Origin of the sequence: Klebsiella sp. MPUS7 (assembly GCF_009905335.1) — a bacterium.
GTDB classification, from domain to species: domain Bacteria; phylum Pseudomonadota; class Gammaproteobacteria; order Enterobacterales; family Enterobacteriaceae; genus Klebsiella; species Klebsiella grimontii.
On the sequence record NZ_CP047604.1, the window covers coordinates 2,200,615 to 2,219,115 of the forward strand.

At 57.9% G+C, this 18,501-nt stretch carries 12 protein-coding genes and 1 pseudogene; 4 read left to right on the plus strand and 9 right to left on the minus strand.

The window, feature by feature from the left end; translation table 11 throughout:
* Positions 1 to 2 precede the first annotated feature (2 nt).
* Complete coding sequence (ygfK, locus tag GUC22_RS10360) at positions 3 to 3,107, minus strand: putative selenate reductase subunit YgfK (protein WP_160183504.1); 3,105 nt, start codon at positions 3,105 to 3,107, stop codon at positions 3 to 5.
* A 533-nt stretch (positions 3,108 to 3,640) separates the two neighbouring features.
* Between ygfK and GUC22_RS10365 the strand changes: the two are divergent.
* Positions 3,641 to 4,417, plus strand: a pseudogene (locus GUC22_RS10365) (XdhC family protein); the annotation flags it as partial.
* Positions 4,418 to 4,522: 105 nt separating this feature from the next.
* On the opposite strand, the gene arcC reads toward GUC22_RS10365, so the two are convergent.
* From arcC to ygeW, 5 genes are all read right to left on the minus strand, one after another.
* Positions 4,523 to 5,455, minus strand: a complete 933-nt coding sequence (gene arcC / locus GUC22_RS10370; RefSeq protein WP_004133343.1) for a carbamate kinase — start codon at positions 5,453 to 5,455, stop codon at positions 4,523 to 4,525.
* 12 nt (positions 5,456 to 5,467) lie between these two features.
* Entirely contained in the window at positions 5,468 to 6,874 is a 1,407-nt protein-coding gene (gene hydA / locus GUC22_RS10375; RefSeq protein WP_154954960.1) for a dihydropyrimidinase, read from the minus strand.
* Positions 6,875 to 6,924: 50 nt separating this feature from the next.
* On the minus strand, positions 6,925 to 8,136 hold the full coding sequence (locus GUC22_RS10380) for a YgeY family selenium metabolism-linked hydrolase (protein WP_154954959.1): 1,212 nt from the start codon (positions 8,134 to 8,136) through the stop codon (positions 6,925 to 6,927).
* A gap of 63 nt (positions 8,137 to 8,199) precedes the next feature.
* Positions 8,200 to 9,399 carry a diaminopropionate ammonia-lyase gene (gene dpaL, locus GUC22_RS10385; RefSeq protein ID WP_148855271.1) on the minus strand — a complete coding sequence of 400 codons (1,200 nt, stop codon included), beginning with the start codon at positions 9,397 to 9,399 and terminating at the stop codon, positions 8,200 to 8,202.
* 62 nt (positions 9,400 to 9,461) lie between these two features.
* Complete coding sequence (gene ygeW / locus GUC22_RS10390) at positions 9,462 to 10,649, minus strand: knotted carbamoyltransferase YgeW (protein WP_004133351.1); 1,188 nt, start codon at positions 10,647 to 10,649, stop codon at positions 9,462 to 9,464.
* A gap of 491 nt (positions 10,650 to 11,140) precedes the next feature.
* On the opposite strand from ygeW, the gene GUC22_RS10395 reads away from it, so the two are divergent.
* Complete coding sequence (locus tag GUC22_RS10395; protein WP_024357857.1) at positions 11,141 to 12,925, plus strand: sigma 54-interacting transcriptional regulator; 1,785 nt, start codon at positions 11,141 to 11,143, stop codon at positions 12,923 to 12,925.
* A gap of 73 nt (positions 12,926 to 12,998) precedes the next feature.
* Here the strand turns inward: GUC22_RS10395 and ychF are convergent, their stop codons facing one another.
* Positions 12,999 to 14,093: a redox-regulated ATPase YchF gene (gene ychF / locus GUC22_RS10400; protein ID WP_004133353.1), complete on the minus strand. Its 1,095-nt coding sequence runs from the start codon at positions 14,091 to 14,093 to the stop codon at positions 12,999 to 13,001.
* Positions 14,094 to 14,210: 117 nt separating this feature from the next.
* Complete coding sequence (gene pth / locus GUC22_RS10405) at positions 14,211 to 14,795, minus strand: aminoacyl-tRNA hydrolase (protein ID WP_004121831.1); 585 nt, start codon at positions 14,793 to 14,795, stop codon at positions 14,211 to 14,213.
* A 272-nt stretch (positions 14,796 to 15,067) separates the two neighbouring features.
* Here pth and ychH point away from each other — a divergent pair, with 272 nt between their 5' ends.
* Both ychH and GUC22_RS10415 read left to right on the plus strand, forming a co-directional pair.
* The gene (gene ychH, locus GUC22_RS10410; protein ID WP_004121828.1) at positions 15,068 to 15,343 is read left to right on the plus strand and encodes a stress-induced protein YchH; all 276 of its coding nucleotides are present in this window, start codon (positions 15,068 to 15,070) and stop codon (positions 15,341 to 15,343) included.
* A gap of 210 nt (positions 15,344 to 15,553) precedes the next feature.
* The gene (locus GUC22_RS10415; protein ID WP_049133206.1) at positions 15,554 to 16,600 is read left to right on the plus strand and encodes a MerR family transcriptional regulator; all 1,047 of its coding nucleotides are present in this window, start codon (positions 15,554 to 15,556) and stop codon (positions 16,598 to 16,600) included.
* On the opposite strand, the gene dauA is transcribed toward GUC22_RS10415, so the two are convergent.
* Positions 16,601 to 18,280: a C4-dicarboxylic acid transporter DauA gene (gene dauA / locus GUC22_RS10420; RefSeq protein ID WP_074181134.1), complete on the minus strand. Its 1,680-nt coding sequence runs from the start codon at positions 18,278 to 18,280 to the stop codon at positions 16,601 to 16,603.
* Positions 18,281 to 18,501 lie beyond the last annotated feature (221 nt).

Sequence of the window (18,501 nt, forward strand, 5' to 3'; positions counted from 1 at the left end):
ACTCATACTTCAACGCCTCCCAGAAGATAGCTTTGGTGCTGATGAATATGGCTTATGATGCGGCACATGGCATCCAACTGGGCCGGTACCTCGTTAAACTGGCCGCGGTCGTTTATTTCCAGCTGCCACGTCTGGTCGTCCTGACGCACTTTGACGCTGGCGCCCGCGACGAAGAAGCCCGGATTGGTGCTGTTGACAAAATCCTGCTCCAGGCTGAACACGGTGATTTTGTCTTTATACGGTTTTCCCTGCCACGGGCAGAACTGAGCGCAGTTGCCGCATTCGTTGCAATAAGCGTCCAGATGCAGGGTCTGGAAGCGATTCTGGAAGCCCGGGACGGCCACGGAAATATTGGCGCGGTTCGGACAGACGTCGACGCACTTGCTGCACACGTAGTTACACTCCAGGCAGCGGCTGGCTTCCTGCTCGACAAAAGCCTCGCGCTGGTTTTTATCCACCAGGGTGACGGCGATGGCGCCTTTGCGCTGGTACACCTTCGCCGGATCGACATTGTTCCAGACTTTGTTTCCGTAGCGGCTGGCGATATTTTCCCGGGCCAGAATCACGTCCGTGGCCCGTCGCGCGTTGCCGATAGCGGAGACGATAGATGAGGGGCCGCGCTGAACGTCGCCGATCAGGAAGACGTTCGGCTTGCTGGTCTCGCCATCGGCGTTGACCACCGGCCAGCCCTGCGGGTCGAGCGGGATCCCCATTGCCGACAGCGCTTCGCCGTCCTGCTGCTCGCCGATGGCGGTAATCAGGGAGTCGACTTTCAGCGTGCGAAGTTCATCGGTTTCTACCGGACGGCGGCGGCCTTTCTCATCCGGCTCGCCCAGCTTCATGACGCGTACGACGAGCGTTCCGTCGGCGTTAAACTGTTCCGGGTTACATAGCCACTCGAAGCCGACGCCGTCGAGCAGCGCCTCATCGTACTCTTCGCGCCAGGCGGGCATCTCCTGCTGAGAACGGCGATAGACGATGGTCGCGCTCTGCACGCCCGGTACGCGCAGCGCCGAGCGGGCGCAGTCCATCGCGGTATTGCCGGCGCCGACCACGGCCACATGTTTGCCCAGATTCAGCTCGGCGCCGCGGTTAAACTGACGCAGGAACTGCAGCGACTTATGCACGTTCTGGTTGTCGCCGCCCAGCTTCACGCCGCTGTTTTTATCGGTACCGGTGCCGACCAGCACGTAACGAAAACCTTTCGCCAGCAGCTTTTCCACGCTCAGATGCGGATCGCAACCGTATTCAATTTTGACGCCGTGGGCGACGACAAAATCAATATCGTGCTGGATAAGTTCCCCGGGAATGCGGAACTGCGGAATGATATTCTGTACCACGCCCCCGGCGTTGGCTTCACGTTCAAAAACCGTGACCGGATGCCCGGCGCGGGCGAGGAAGTAGCCGGCGGCGAGACCGGCAGGGCCTGCGCCGATCACCGCTACCGGGTGCCGGGAGCCGGATCCCGCGGGCTTATGCCAGCGGCTACGGTACGCGTCCCAGCCTTTCTCCAGCGCCACTTTTTTCAGTTCGCGGATGTTGAGCGCGCTGTCGTAATCCAGCCGCGTACAGTTGTACTGGCACTGGTGATCGCAGATATGGCCGGTGATGGCCGGTAAAGCGTTGCGCTGATAGATCAGCTCCAGCGCGTCGGCGTAGCGATGCTCGCCCAGCAGGCGGATATACTCCGGAATATCCTGCTTGATGGCGCAGGCCGTCACGCAGGGGGCGACGTAGCAGTCCAGCAGCGGCAGCGGCTCGCCGGTATCAATGCGCTCTTCCGGCTTCCACTGTTTCTGGGTGTAGTCCATGCGCACCGCTTTTTCCGCCAGCGCGTTGAGGCGCTCGACATCGATCTGCGTCATGTTCCAGCCGTCGGCTTTCTCCAGCTCGCGCATGCACTCGCTCAGGCGCAGATATCCTCCCGGCTTCAGCAGGTCGGTGGCCATGGTGATAGGGCGAATACCGGTGTCGAAAATCTCGCGAATGTTGAGCTGGCTGGCGCCGCCGGAGTAGGAGATCGGCAGCTTGCCGTCAAACGCCCGCGAGAGCAGGGCGGCCACGTTGATAGAGAGCGGGAACAGCGCGCGCCCGGACATATACATTTCATCCCCGGGCAGCGCCCCCTTGTTGTTGACGGTGCCGAGGGTGTTGGTCAGCTTGACGCCAAAGCCGAGGCTGCGCTCCTTCGCCAGCGCCATCAGGCGCGTCAGCATCTCCAGCGCCCGGTCGATCTTAAGGTCGTGGTCAAACGACGCTTCGCTAAGGCCGATATAGCCGAAGCCGCAGGCGTCGAGGATCTGGCGCACGCGCGGATAGCCGAGCAGGGTCGGATTGAGCTTCACAAAGGTATTGAGATTTTTCTCGGTCAGCATATAGCGGCAGATGGCTTCAATCTCATCCGGCGGGCAGCCGTGCATCGTCGAGAGGGTGACGCCCTGGACCAGCCTGGCCGGTACGCGCTGCGCCAGGTTGTCCAGCCCGTCTTTGCGCGCGCATGTTGGCAGGCTGTCAATAAAGGGTTTATTTTGCAGCCAGCGGTTCAGCGTGTCGCGGTACTGGGCGAATTTAGGATGCGCGGAGGCGTCCATCATGTTGTCGATAAATTCCTGCATCGGCGGCTGCTTAATACCGTCAAGGTTGTAGCCGACGCTCATATTGAAAATAAACGACTTGCTCTCTTTATTCGTCGCCAGCGGAAAGATCTGCTCCAGCAGATGCAGGGCGAACCAGGCTTTCAGGTACTCATCCCAGGCTTTGTTCAGGGTAAATTCGGTGGACCATTCGGTGTTGAAGCACTCATCTTCCGCATCGATACAGGGCTTTTCCAGCTCCAGGCGGTCAAGGATCTGAACGGTTTTCAGCTCTATAAACCGTCCGCCGGTTAGCCAGGCGGTAATAATGTTCTGCGCCAGCTGGGTGTGCGGCCCGGCAGCCGGGCCGAGAGGCGTGGCGCAGCTTTCGCCGAATACGCCGATCGAATGCTGCGCCTGCGGCGAATAAAACTGCTGTTCAGGAATGCCAAAAATAGATCGCTGACTCTGATACTCATCGAAAATGCGCGTTAATAGCTCCTCAAACGGCACGGGACGCATTATATCTCCCATAACCCACTCCTTAGATATCATTGTAAGATCGACATTGCCGGTGGTCATCATCCCGACGGATAACGGAAGAGGAGCAACAATCACACCAGTTATTCAAACCGCGGCGGCGGAATAATTAATTTGTGAACCAGGTCGAAACTCAACGCCGCGGCGTGAATAATTTCATCGTTGGGGAATGAGAACTCAAATCAATACGTTTTTTGAGCGGGTGAGATTTCTCAAAATCAGATCGCAAATATCAGAATGATAATTTACCCGGGCCGCCCGGCGGCGTTTTCAGCGGGCGGCGGAAATTTGGCTCGGCGGTTGACGGAATAATCGGCGCGATAGCCTAATTTCAACGTCGCCAGGGCTAAAAAAATGACCTGATTCACAATTCGCGATAAAAAACGGCGGGGCAGTATAAATATTGCATAGCCATAATCGGTCGCTGCGACGGTATTTTCAACGGAGGGTGAGCTCTCAAACTGAGAAGCCGGGCAATATCGCAGACAATCCCCAAAACCGTAAAAGAAATTGCCTTTGAGGTTGGTATGAATATTTTCGCAGAAGCAGCACGGCTTGAAGAACAGAACCGCCCCTTTGCCCTCGCGCAGATTGTTGAAAGCCGGGGCTCCACCCCCCGACACGCCGCTCAGATGCTGATCCGAGAGGACGGTTCGATTGTGGGGACCATTGGCGGCGGGATGGTAGAGCGTAAAGTTATCGATGCGGCGCAGGCGGCGCTGCGCGAGCGGGAATCGCGAATGTTTCACGGCCGTATGGCGCGCACCGGCAGCGACGCCGTGGGCTCCGACTGCGGCGGCGCGATGTCGGTATACATCAGCGTTCACGGCCTGCGCCCGCGCCTGCTGCTGGTCGGCGCCGGGCACGTTAACCGCGCGGTTGCCCACGCCGCGGCGCTGCTGGATTTTGATATCTGCGTCGGCGATACCTATGCCGCAAGCCTCTGTCCCGACGCTTTCCCCGCTTCGGCGCGGCTGGCGCACGCCGCCAGCTTCACGGACGTGGTGGAGGCGATGGCGGTACGGCCGCAGGATTTCGTGCTGATTGCCACCAACAACCAGGATTGGGAGGCGCTGGACAGGCTGATAACCCAGCCGGTCGCCTGGCTGGGGCTGCTGGCCAGTCGGCGGAAAGTGCAGGCCTTTGTACGCCAGCTGCGGGAGAACGGCGTGCCGGAGGCGGATATCAGCCGCCTGCGGGCGCCGATTGGCTACGACATCGGCGCCGAGACGCCAAACGAGATCGCCATCAGCGTGCTGGCGGAGATCCTGCAGGTGAAAAACGGCGCTCCGGGGGGGCTGATGAACCAGGTGAAACAGGCGGGCCAGCAGGAATATGCCGTGGAGGCGGTGGAAATCTGAGGTCCTGCCAGGGGAAATGTTGCCGGGAGGCGCCCGGCAACGCGTGGCTTACTGGCTAATGATGGTGCCGGTTTTCCCTTCGATACCCTCTTTGGCTTTGCTTAACATGGTGATCAGCGCCTGGCGTCCCGGCCGGGAGCGGGCGAAGGCGGCGGCGGCTTCCACTTTCGGCAGCATCGAGCCTTTGGCAAAGTGTCCCTCTGCGATAAAACGTTCGGCATCGCGCAGGGAGAGGTTATCCAGCCACTGTTCGCCAGGTTTACCGAAGTTGATCGCCACCTTTTCCACGGCGGTGAGAATGATCAGCAGGTCGGCGTCGATCGTCTCCGCCAGCTTCGCGCTGGCCCAGTCCTTGTCGATGACCGCGCTGGCGCCGCGCAGATGGTTACCCTCGCGAATCACTGGAATGCCGCCGCCGCCGACGGTGATCACCACGTGGCAGTCATCCATCAGCGCTTTTACCGTTTGTTTCTCGATAATATCGACCGGCTTAGGCGATGCCACGACGCGACGGTAGCCGCGCCCGGCGTCCTCTTTCATGATGTAGCCGTTTTGGCTCAGCTTTTCGGCCTCTTCTTTGCTGAAGAACGAGCCGATGGGCTTGGTCGGATTAAGAAAAGCTTCATCGTTAGCGTCCACTTCCACCTGGGTTATCAGGGTCGCCACTGGAATATCCAGCTGGCGCGACAGCAGCTCTTCGCGAATCGCGTTCTGCAGGTCGTAGCCGATGTAGCCCTGGCTCAACGCTACGCAGACCGACATCGGCAGCATGGGCGTGTGGGCCTCGGTCTTGGCCGCGGCTTCAAAGGCCTGGTTGATCATGCCCACCTGCGGGCCGTTACCGTGAGTCACCACCACCTGATGACCAAGGGCGATAAGATCGACGATCGTCCGCGCGGTGTGCCGTACGGCCTGCATCTGTCCGGCGAGATCGTCGCCCAGCGCATTCCCGCCGAGAGCGAGAACAATTTTTTTACTCATAGCATCCTCTCATTACGTTTCTGTTCCGCTGACGGCCAGGTGAGCGGTGGAAAAGGGTTGTCGGCGTAAAAAACGGCCCTGCCCGGCGGTGCCGCTAAAGGTGCCGTTATCAAAAATCACCCTGCCGTGGGAGAGCGTCTGGCGAATCGCGCCCTGGCAGATAAAGCCCTCATAGGGTGAATAGTCAGCGTTGTCGTGCAGCATGTCGTGGCGAATGGTGGTGGTGCGTTTGGGGTCGATGATCACCACGTCGCCATCGGCGCCGGGCGCCAGCAAGCCCTTCTGCGGCCACAGGCCAAACAGCTTCGCCGGATTGGCGCTGGTGAGCGCCACAAAGCGCTCGGGGGTGATGCGCCCGGTCATGACCCCATGCGAGAACAGCAGCAGCAGGCGGTTTTCCACTCCCGGCAGACCGTTCGGGCAGCGGCTAAAGTCGCCGCCGGAGATCTGCCTGCGCTGCTGTGCTGAGAACGCGCAGTGGTCGGTGGCGACCGTGTCAATGTCGCCATTGCTGATACCACTCCATAGCGCATCGTTGTTGCTGGCGTTGCGCAGAGGAGGGCTGAGCAGATAGTTAAGCGCGTCTTCGCGCTCGTAGCAGCGCTCGTCCAGCAGCAGATACTGCGGACAGGTCTCCACCCACACCGGCTGGCGGCGTCTTCTGGCCAGGCGTAGATATTCCAGACCCAGGGCGTTGGAAAGATGCACGATATACAGCGGCGCGTTACCCGCCAGCTGCGCAAGGTTGATGGTTCGGGCGATGGCTTCCGCCTCGCACTCCAGCGGGCGGCTCAGGGCGTGATAGCGCGGCGCGGTTTTACCGGCGTTGATAAATTCAGCCCGGCGCTGGGCGATGGCGGCATCGTTTTCGGGATGCACGGTAGTCAGCGCGCCGGCGCGCTGGAGGTGGCGCATCGCCTGCAATATCTCATCATCGTTGAGTTTGTACTGGTAGGTCAGATAGAGCTTAAAGCTGCTGATGCCGCTATCCACCATCATCGGAATCTCGTCGAGAATGCCGTGGTTAACGTGCTGGATAACGCCGTGAAAACTGTAGTCGATAACGGCTTTATAGGCGGCGTAGCCGCGATAGACTTCCAACTGGTGGCGTAGATGGCAGCCGACGGGCCCGAAGCCCATATGATCAACAATGGTAGTGGTACCGCCGCAGGCCGCGGCCCGGGTGCCGGTAAAGAAATCATCGCAGCTGCGGGCGAGACCCACGTCAATATTGAAATGGGTATGAACGTCGACGCCGCCGGGCATCACGTAGCAGCCCTCGGCGTCAATCACTTCGCAGGGTTGTTCGGCCTCAATTGAATCGGCAAGGCGCTTGACGAGGCCATCTTCGATAAGCAGGTCCTGCTTCACCTGGCCGTCGGCGTTGACGACGAGGCCATTTTTAATCAGTACGCGCATAGAAACCTCAATATGCCGCCGCAGGACGCGGCGGCAGACAGGACGAACGATTACTCCGTGGCCAGCCAGCTCAGCGGGATGGCGGCATACATCGCGGCGCAGGTCACCAGATGCGATTTCCAGGTTTTCTCATTTGGCGCATGCGCTTCCGGCTCTTTCCCTGGCCCAAAGCCGATAACCGGAATGCCGTGGCGGCCCATAATGGAGACGCCGTTGGTGGAGAAGGTCCACTTATCCACCACCGGCACTTTGCCGAACAGCCCTTCATAGGCGTTGCTCAGGGCGCGGACGGTGAAGTGGTTCTCTTCCACTTTCCAGGTCGGGAAGTAGCATTCGGTCGGGTAGACCAGGCCGGTCCAGGAGGGACGCTCGTAGTTGTACATCGAGACCACCGCGGCGGCTTTTTTCACCGCCGGCAGCGCGCGGATTTCATCCAGCGCGCCTTCCCAGGTTTCGCCCCAGGTCAGACGGCGGTCGATGGAGACGGCGCAGCTATCCGCCACCGCGCAGCGGCTCGGCGAGGTGAAGAAAATCTCGGAAACGGTCAGGGTGCCTTTGCCGAGGAATTCGTCATAGCCCAGCTTCTGCGAAAGCTGCTCCAGCTCGGTCAGGATCGGCGCCATTTTGAAGATGGCGTTATCGCCGCGCTCCGGGGCGGAGCCGTGGCAGCTGACGCCCTGAACCTCCACGCGGATCTCCATACGCCCGCGCTGCCCGCGGTAAATCTGGCAGTCGGTGGGCTCGGTGCTGACCACAAATTCAGGACGTATGCCGGATTGTTCGATGATGTACTGCCAGCACAGGCCGTCGCAATCCTCTTCCTGAACGGTACCGGTGACCAGCAGGGTATACTCATCTTCCAGGCCCAGATCTTTAATAATTTTACCGGCGTATACCATGGAGGCCATTCCGCCCTCCTGGTCAGACGCGCCGCGTCCGCCGATCAGCTCATCGGTTTCCATACCTTCGTACGGGTCGAAGTTCCAGTTTTTGATATTGCCAATACCGACGGTATCAATGTGCGCGTCCATCGCCAGCAGACGCGGGCCGTGGCCGATGTAGCCCAGCACGTTGCCCATCGGATCGATTTCAACTTTATCGAAGCCGACTTTTTCCATCTCTTCTTTAATGCGGTGCACCACGCGCTTCTCATCGCTGCTTTCGCTGGGGATAGCGATCATATCGCGCAGGAAACGGGTCATCTCTTTTTCGTACTGTTTTGATTTTTCCAGGATTGCGTTGAACGGAATTTGCTTAGCCATAACGATGTTCTCCAGTTCTGAATACGAGCTTCCCGCACGGCGGGAGGAATTTTGCCAAGTCGGCTACTGCGCCGCCGGATGCCTGCCTTCCCAGACGACTTCGCGATAGTGCTTAACGTCGGTGTCGCCTTCGGTGCTAATCACCAGCACCACGGAGCGGCTGTCCAGCTTGAGCTTGTGCATCAGCGCGTCGCGCTGCGGATGGAAATGAATCGCCGCCAGCAGGCCGAGACCGACAGCGCCGGATTCGCCGGAAATAATGCGCGGATCCTGGCCCGTCGGGTTTCCCAGCACTCGCATGCCGAGGGCGGCGACGGCGTCCTGGCAGGAGACAAACTGCGTGGCGCAGTTGCGCAGCACTTCCCAGCCCAGCGGGTTGGGCTCACCGCAGGCAAGGCCGGCCATAATGGTCGCCATATCGCCGCTGACGTTGACCATCTGGCCCTTCAGCGCAGAGCGGTAGAGACAGTCGGCCAGCTCCGGCTCGACGATAATGGAATGGAGATGCTTTGCGCCGTAGACGTCGGCAAGATAGCCCAGCACGCCGCCGGCCATCGCGCCCACGCCGCCCTGCAGGAGCACGTGCGTAGGGCGGGCGATACCCATTGAGGAGAGCTGTTCTACCGCTTCATCGGCGAGGGTGGCGTAGCCCTGCATAATCCAGGTCGGAATTTTTGTGTAGCCTTCCCAGGCAGTGTCCTGCACCACCTCCCAGCCGTTATTCTGCGCGGTCTGCATGGTAAAGCGGACGGTGTCGTCGTAGTTCATGTCGGTGACGATGCATTCCGCGCCGAGGCGCAGAATGGCGTCAACCCGCTCCTGCGCGGAGCCTTTCGGCATATAGATGACCGCGTTCTGGCCTAACTGGCGGGCCGCCCACGCCACGCCGCGGCCGTGGTTGCCGTCGGTGGTGGTGGCGAAAGTCATCTTCTCTTTGATGCTGGATTTAAGCGTTTCGAAGGAGAGGTCGTTGATATCTAAATCGTATTTTTCACATAGCAGCCGGGCGATGGCGTAAGAGCCGCCGAGCATTTTGAAGGCGTTGAGGCCAAAGCGCCGGGATTCGTCTTTGACGAGGATTTTTTGCACGCCAAACAGGGCGGAAAGTTCGTTCAGCGCCACCAGCGGCGTGGGCTTATAGCCGGCAATCTTTTGATGAAAGCGGCGAGCCTGCTGCGCCTGCTGGCGTGAAAACAGCGGTGAAGTCTCCGCGTTAAAAAAACGGTTTTCGGCAATATCCATTTTCAATGAGAAAGCAGACATACTCGATCCTTATCCTTTGAAGTTCGACAGTCGTGGGGCTGGCCCGTGGGCCAGCCGGGGGATTATTTGATGCGTTTCTGCGCGTCCTTGAGCAGCTGCTCCAGCACCTTGCCCGGGTTCGCGTATTTGCGGCAGACGATCATCGCGGCGATGATGTACGGCTTCCAGCTTGCCTCTTTGTAGGTCGGGATCCGGTACTTCTCGAAGACCCCTTCGGTGACTTCGCCCGCCTCGCAGGAGACGCCGGTGATATCCGCCGGCAGGCAGTGCATGTACAGCGCTTCGCCGTCGCGGGTATGCTTCATCATCTCTTCCGTACAGTGCCAGTCTTTATGCCCGGCGTTCTGTTCCAGGCAGGCTTTCTCCAGCGCCTTCAGCCCTTCGTGGTCGTTAGCGCGCAGCAGTTCGGTGCGTTTTTCCATCACTTTGTACGGCGCCCAGGATTTCGGATAGACGATATCGGCGTCTTTAAAGGCTTCCTCCATGCTGTTGACCTGGCGGAAGCTGCCGCCGGAGGCCTGTGCGTTGTTTTTCGCCACTTCGATAACGTCCGGGATCAGGTCGTAGCCTTCCGGGTGGGCGAGGGTGACCTCCATACCGAAGCGGGTCATCAGGCCGATAATGCCCTGCGGTACCGAAAGCGGTTTCCCGTAACTCGGCGAATAGGCCCAGGTCATGGCGATCTTCTTGCCTTTCAGGTTCTCCAGCGAGCCGAAGTGCTCGCGCAGCCAGGCGAGGTCCGCCATGGACTGCGTTGGGTGGTCGATATCGCACTGTAAATTGATCAGCGCCGGACGCTGCGGCAGCACGCCCTGCTTGTGGCCGTCATCCAGCGCCTCGCCGACTTCGCGCATATAGGCGTTGCCCGCGCCAAGGAACATGTCATCACGGATGCCGATGGCGTCGGCGCAGAAGGAGATCATGTTGGCGGTTTCACGCACCGTTTCGCCGTGGGCAATCTGCGATTTTCCCTCATCCAGATCCTGCTGGGCCAGACCTAACAGGTTGAGCGCGGAAGCATAGGAGAAGCGGGTGCGGGTTGAGTTATCGCGAAACACGGAAATGCCCAGGCCGCTGTTAAACACTTTGGTGGCGATATTTTCAGCGCGCAGCGTTTTCAGCGCGGCGGCGACATCCAGCACCTGTTTTAGCTCATCCGGCGTTTGTTCCCAGGTCAGCAGAAAGTCTTTCTCACTGAGATGCGAGTTAAGTTGATTGATATCCTTAATCAGTTCGTTAACAGTTTTCATGTTTCAATCCTGGTCGTAAATGACGGCTTAATGATTGCTGTGCGGTCGGATATGCAGAGTTGCCGAATTAGCGACTGCCAGCGCTGTATTATCACTAACAATAAGCGTGCCAAATTCTCGAGGAGGGGCGGCGGACAGGATTGAACGGTTAGGATTATGCTAAGTCTGTCACGAATTCAGGATAGTATTTGGCGACGGGGAGAGGGGACGTTTTTACTCCCGCCATAAATTTCAGCGTAATGGGCAATTGCTGGCGTCAGGAATAATGGGATTATCATCTGCGCATCGCACCAATATGATAAAAGTCGCCATAAATTTATCATAATGATAAGAAATTGTGATTCCTATTGCATATTTAAGATAAGGTGCCGAGATTAGCCCTATCTATATCAATGCTCCCTGGCAAAGGGAGTGATATCATCTGCAGAACATAAATAAAGCCACCGCGCTCGACGCTCTTCAGGTGCGCAATAATGAGAAGGCCGATATACATGATACCGTCCAAAACACCCTCCATTTTAATGCAAATTCAGCCTACAATTCAGAAGTTTGCACGGATGCTTTCCAGCGTCCTCCAGCTGGAAGTCGAAATTGTCGATAACGAATTATACCGGGTAGCCGGAACCGGGGCTTATAGTAAGCAGATTGGCTATAAATTAAATTCAAACTCGCGGCTTCTTCGCTACATTATTGAAACACAGACCGAAAAAGTCGTCACTCATTCCCGCTTCGACCCCCTTTGCAAAGGCTGTAACAATAAAGATAAATGTGAAGAGAAAGCCTTTCTTGGCACCCCGGTGATGTATCACGACCGCTGCGTCGGCGTTATTAGCCTTGTCGCGCTGACGCGCGAGCAGCAGGAGCGTATTAATGCGAATATCCAGGAGTTTTCTGATTATGTTCGCCATGTATCAACCATATTCGTTTCCCGATTTTTACAGGAACGAGCGGTCGGCGACAATATCCATAAAATATTTTTAACCATGATTGAAAATATGGATCAGGGCGTGCTGGTGGTGGGTAACGATCAAATAGTCAAATTTGCCAATCAGGCCGCGCTGAAAATAATGAGCGTGACGCAGGGACAGGTTATTGGTAAGGCAATCCAGTTTCAGCCGTTGACCTTCGAAGATAATTTCAAGCACGGACATATGCAGCACATTATCTCCTTTGACGATCGCAAGGAGCTCATTATCGGCCAGCTGCACGCGGTGCAGGATCAATGGCTATTTTTAATGGCGTTCCATCAGTCGCACTCGTCCGCCGATTTTAGCAGCGGGCAGGAAGGGCCGCAGATTGAGGCGATGGTCGGAGAGTGTCGGCCCATGCGGCAGCTTAAAAAGCTGATCAGCCGCGTGGCGCCGAGCCCTTCCAGCGTGATGATTGCCGGCGAGAGCGGCACCGGCAAGGAGGTTGTGGCCCGCGCAATCCATAAGCTCAGCGACCGCCACGCAAAGCCCTTTATCGCGATTAACTGCGCCGCGATACCCGAGCAGCTGTTAGAAAGCGAACTGTTTGGCTACGTGAAGGGGGCGTTTACTGGCGCATCGGCAAACGGTAAGACTGGCCTGATTCAGGCGGCGAATAGCGGGACGCTGTTTCTTGACGAGATTGGTGATATGCCGCTTACGCTACAGGCCAAGCTGCTGCGGGCCATCGAATCGCGGGAGATTCAGCCGGTGGGTGCCAGCCACCCGGTTCAGGTCGATATTCGTATTATTTCCGCGACCAATCAAAATCTTGAACTGTACATCGCGGAAGGAAAGTTTCGCGAGGACCTCTATTACCGTCTGAACGTGATCCCGCTGCGCCTGCCGCCGCTGCGCGAACGGCAGGAGGATATCGAGCTGCTGATTCACTATTTCCTGCATCTGCATACCGGCCGGCTCAACCTGGTATACCCCGGCGTGGCGCAGGATGTGATCGATTTCCTTAAACGCTACCGCTGGCCGGGCAATATTCGCGAACTCAGCAACCTGATGGAGTACCTGGTCAACGTGGTGCCGTCGGGAGAAATCATCGATATGTCGCTGCTGCCGCCCAATCTGCTGAGCAGCAGCGAGCTGGCGAGTCAGCCGCCGTCTTCTGCTTCCGCGGCAGCGACCCTCGCTCAGGAGGAGAACGTGACGGCGCTGGAAGAGATGGAGCGGCAGATGATCCGCGATGCGCTCTCGCGCTACAGTAATAAAAAACAGGCGGCGGACGAGCTGGGGATTGGTATCGCTACGCTGTATCGCAAAATAAAGAAATATTCGCTGGCGGCGGGCCAGAACTGACGGCAATGGCGGGCAATAAAAAAATCCACGCGAGCGCGTGGATTTTATGGATGATGTTACTGCGAAGAAAAGCTTAGACGTTGAACAGGAAGTTCATCACATCGCCATCTTTCACGATGTAGTCTTTACCTTCGGCGCGCATTTTCCCGGCTTCTTTGGCGCCCTGTTCGCCTTTATAGGTAATAAAGTCTTCATAGGCGATGGTCTGCGCGCGGATAAAGCCTTTTTCAAAGTCGGTGTGGATTTTACCCGCGGCCTGCGGGGCAGTGGCGCCGACCGGGATGGTCCATGCGCGGACTTCCTTCACCCCTGCGGTGAAGTAGGTCTGCAGGTTCAGCAGCTCGTAACCGGCGCGGATAACGCGGTTCAGGCCCGGCTCTTCCAGACCCAGCTCGGCCATAAACTCATCGCGGTCGGCATCGTCCAGCTCGGCGATATCGGACTCAACGGCGGCGCAAACGGCGACGACCACCGAACCCTCGGCGGCGGCGATTTCGCGGACTTTATCGAGATAGGGGTTGTTCTCAAAGCCGTCTTCGTTGACGTTGGCGATATACATGGTCGGCTTCAGGGTCAGGAAGCTCAGGTATTTAATCGCCGCTTTGTCTTCTTCGGTCAGGTTTTTCAGCGCACGCAGCATACCGGCGTTTTCCAGCTGCGGCAGGCATTTTTCCAGCGCCGCCAGCTCGGCTTTCGCGTCTTTATCGCCGCCTTTGGCTTTCTTCTGCACGCGGTGGATAGCGCGCTCGCAGGTATCCAGGTCGGAGAGCGCCAGCTCGGTGTTGATAACCTCGATATCGTCAGCCGGATCCACTTTATTGTTAACGTGGATGATGTTGTCGTTTTCGAAACAGCGCACGACGTGGCCGATAGCTTCGGTTTCGCGGATGTTGGTCAGAAACTGGTTGCCCAGACCTTCACCTTTCGACGCGCCTTTTACCAGGCCCGCGATATCGACGAATTCCATCGTGGTCGGCAGAATACGCTGCGGTTTGACGATTTCAGCCAGTTTGTCCAGACGCGGATCGGGCATCGGCACGACACCGGTGTTCGGCTCAATGGTACAGAAGGGGAAGTTGGCCGCTTCAATACCCGCTTTGGTGAGCGCATTGAACAGGGTGGATTTGCCGACGTTGGGCAAACCGACGATACCGCATTTGAATCCCATGATTTAAATCACCTTAATCTTTGGATAATCAACCTGTTACAGCGAACAGATTGCAGAAAAGTAAATAGCTTCGCCTATTATACACGGTGCGTGACAAAAATTCCGCACGCCGACCGGTTATTGCGCTTTAAAAGCGTGTAAACGGTTGGTCGCTTTGGTCAGGCCATCCTTCAGCCACACCTCGGTGCAGCGTGCCGCTTCGTCAACGGCCTCATCAATCAACTTCTGTTCGCTGGCGGGCGGTTTGCCCAACACAAAACCGACAACTTTATTTTTATCGCCCGGATGGCCGATTCCCACGCGTAAGCGGTGAAAGTTCGGGTTATTGCCCAGCTTGCTGATGATGTCTTTCAGGCCATTATGGCCGCCATGACCGCCGCCCAGCTTGAACTTAGCCACGCCTGGCGGTAAATCGAGCTCATCGTGGGCGACGAGGATTTCGTCCGGGTTAATGCGAAAGAAGGTCGCCATCGCGCCGACGGCTTTGCCGCTCAGGTTCATAAAGGTGGTCGGCACCAGCAGGCGGACATCTTCGCCGGCAAGGTTAATCCGCGAGGTGTAGCCGAAGAATTTACTCTCTTCGCGCAGCGGCGCGCGGTGGCGTTCCGCCAGTAAATCCACGTACCAGGCGCCGGCGTTATGTCGGGTCGCTGCGTATTCAGCGCCGGGGTTCGCCAGGCCGACAATCAATTTTATGCTCACTTTTTTATCCTGCTTGGGTCGTTCTCTGGCGCGTAGTGTACTGTCTGCGCGCGCGGTTGACAAAGTTCTGCCAGCGAAGCGCGGCTGACAGAGGTAATAACGGGTTTGAATAATTAGAATTTGATGTTGTTCAGTGGGTTATTTGTAAACTTTTGTGGGCAAGATGTTCGCTTCTGTGATCCTTCACGCAATCGGTATATTGCTCATTGTCTATACTACACCTATAAGATTTGGGGATATTCCCATGCAACCCAAGGTTCCGGAGGTGACATATGAAACGCAGAAACGCTTCGTTACTCGGTAATGTGCTGATGGGGTTGGGGTTGGTCGTCATGGTTGTCGGCGTTGGTTACTCTATTTTAAACCAGCTTCCGCAGCTTGACCTGCCGCAGTTTTTCGCACACGGCGCGATCCTGAGTATCTTTGTCGGCGCGGTACTGTGGCTGGCTGGCGCTCGCGTCGGCGGTCATGAACAGGTTAGCGACAGATACTGGTGGGTTCGCCACTACGACAAACGCTGCCGCCGCGATCAGCATCGCCACAGTTGAGTGAATTCCATACCACCAGCCGTTGTGAACGGCTGGTGCGTTTTAACGCCGTCCGTTCAGGCTGCCCGCTTGTTGTTGTCTCAAATCCTCCTTATCTCTCTTCATCTTTCATCGGCACAGTCTGCCTAATACAATTCCGGTACTGAGCGCTTGACCCTGACGTAACGTCAGGCTGCAGAGTGGCGCCACTGGCCGATGAAAGGAGCAATCATGTTAATTCAGGTGGGAGAACTGGCGAAACGCGCCGGAATAACCGTCCGTACGCTACATCACTATGAACAAACGGGATTGCTAACGCCTTCGGCCAGAAGCGCGGCGGGTTACCGGTTATATAATCTGGCGGCCGTTAAGCGGCTGCATATGATCAAAGCGCTGGCGCAGGCCGGGCTGGAACTCGCCACTATCAAGGACTATCTCGACCGGGACACTTTCTCGCTGTCCGATCTGCTGGTTAAGCAGATAACCACCCTCGACCGGCAGCTACAAACCCTCTCAACGCTGCGCCAGCGCCTGGCGCTGCTGCGCGAAGAGCTGGACAGCGGAGGCGAACCCGACCTGGAGTCCTGGCTACAAACGCTGGAGTTAATGAAAATGTACGATCGCTGGTTTAGTCAACAGGAGTTACAGGTGCTGCCGTTCGCGGAGCAGGATGAGCAGCGCAATCAGATCTGGCTGGAGCTGGTTAACAAAGCGCAGCAGCTCATGCGCCAATGCTGTCCGGCAGACGCGCCGCAGTCAATGGCGCTGGCAACCCGCTGGATGGAGCAGCTGGAGCAGGATACCGCCGGAAGGCCTGAGTTTCTGACCCGGCTGAATGACATGCACGCCGCCGAGCCGCAGATGCGCGAGCAAACCGGGGTGACCCCGGAGACGATTGATTTTATTACCCGCGCCTTTGCGGAAAGCAAGCTGGCCATCTGGGCGCGCTATCTGAATGCCGAAGAGCTGGCGTTTACGCGGCAGCACTATTTCGATCGCCTGATGGAGTGGCCGGCGCTGGTGGCCGACCTGCATCGGGCCTGTCGTGAAAAGCGGGACCCGGCATCGGCGGAGGGGCAGCAGCTGGCGCAGCGCTGGCTGGCGCTGTTCCAGTCTTATGCGGGAACGGATCCCCACACGCAGCAGAAGTTTCGTTATGCCATGGCGCGGGAGCCGCATTTGATGAAGGGAACCTGGATGACGGCGGAGGTGCTTGGCTGGCTTCAGCAGGCGATTGGCGTGATGATGCGGCAGGCGTCAGGGCCTGCCGCCGGGTAATTAAATATCCGCCAGCGCGGCGTTGCGGTCCGGGTAGAAGCTCAGGCGGCCCGGAATCGGTTTAACGCCTGCCCGCGCCAGGGTGCGCAGCGGCTGAAATTCCAGGTTCGACACGCGCAGCTCACAGCCTTCCGGCAGCTTCTTCACGAAACGCTGGAAGGCATCCAGTCCGCCGGCATCCAGCACCGGCACCGCATCCCATTTCAGCACCACGATACGCTTGCCTGCGACCCGCGTTTCCAGATCGGTAAATAATCCTTCCGCGGCGGCGAAAAACAGCGGACCTATGACGCGCAGCACCAGCACATCATCCGGAACCTCAACGTTGACCGGCGCCAGGCGGGTCATCCGCGCGATCCGGCGCATAAACAACAGGGAAGCCAGCACGATGCCGACGCTAATCGCGATGACCATATCAAACAGTACGGTCAGCGACATGCACATCAGCATAACGATAATGTCGTCTTTTGGCGCATAGCGCAGCAGGTTAACGACCTTGTGCGCTTCGCTCATATTCCATGCCACCATCAGCAGCAGCGCCGCCATGGCGGAAAGCGGCAACCAGGAGAGCAGAGGGGCAAGCACCAGCAGCGCCATGATCACCAGCAGCGCGTGGATCACGGCGGAAACCGGCGAGGTCGCCCCGGCGCGGACGTTGGCCGCCGAGCGGGCGATGGCGGCGGTGGCGGTAATGCCGCCGAAGAACGGCGCCACGATATTGCCGAGCCCCTGGCCAATCAACTCGCTGTTGGCCTTGTGTTTGGTGCCGGTCATGCCGTCCAGCACCACGGCGCACAGCAGGGACTCAATCGCCCCGAGCATGGCCATGGAAAACGCCGCCGGCAGCAGCGCCTGCAGCGAGGACCAGCTGAGGGTGAAGTCTGAACCCGGCATATCCCACGGCAGCACCAGCTGCGGCAGCAGCTGCGGAATACCGTTGCCCTGGCTGCCGTCGGCGAGAATATAGTGGAACTGAGAGCCAATGGTGGCAACGTGCCCGCCAAGCAGATTGACCACGCCCATCACCGCGCAGCCCGCCAGCAGGGCCGGCAGGTGGCCCGGCAGACGAATCCCCAGACGCGGCCAGATAATCAGCGTGCCCAGCGTGACAACGCCGATGGCGGCATCGCCGGGATTAATGGTCGGCAGCGCCATCGCCAGCGCGCCGACTTTCTGCAGATAATGTTCAGGCACGTGCGCCATCTGCAGACCGAGAAAATCTTTAATTTGCATGGTACCGATGGTGATACCGATCCCGGAGGTGAAGCCGAGGGTGACCGATAGCGGAATATACTCAATCAGGCGGCCAAAGCGCGCCAGGCCGAAAAGAATCAGGAAGATCCCCGACATCAAGGTTGCGACCAGCAGTCCGGCAAGCCCGAACTGCTGCGAGACCGGGTAGAGGATCACCACGAAAGCGGCGGTAGGCCCGGAAACGCTAAAGCGCGAGCCGCCGGCTAACGCAATGACGATCCCCGCCACCGCGGAGGTATAGAGACCGTACTGCGGCGCCACCCCGCTGCCAATAGCCAGCGCCATCGCCAGCGGGATAGCGATAATCCCGACGGTAATCCCGGCAATCACATCACGAGTAAACCGCGAAGCGGTATATTTTTCTTTCCAACAAGCGTCGATGAGGGCGCGGAAAGGCATCACATGTGAGGAAAATAATCTATTCACAATAATGTTTCATCCATGAGCGCATCATCTGTCAACTAAATGGCAGGTGAAGGAGGCATCGGTCATTTCCACGTCATCCTTCGGGATGCCTCTGTGTTGGCTGCGTTCATTTACCCCGATCCCGTACTGCCTGTACGCTGCCGGAGATTCATTCACTTGCCGCCTTGACGCATGCCGAATGATTTTGTGGAAGAATAAAAGGTTCAGAGACAAAAAAACCC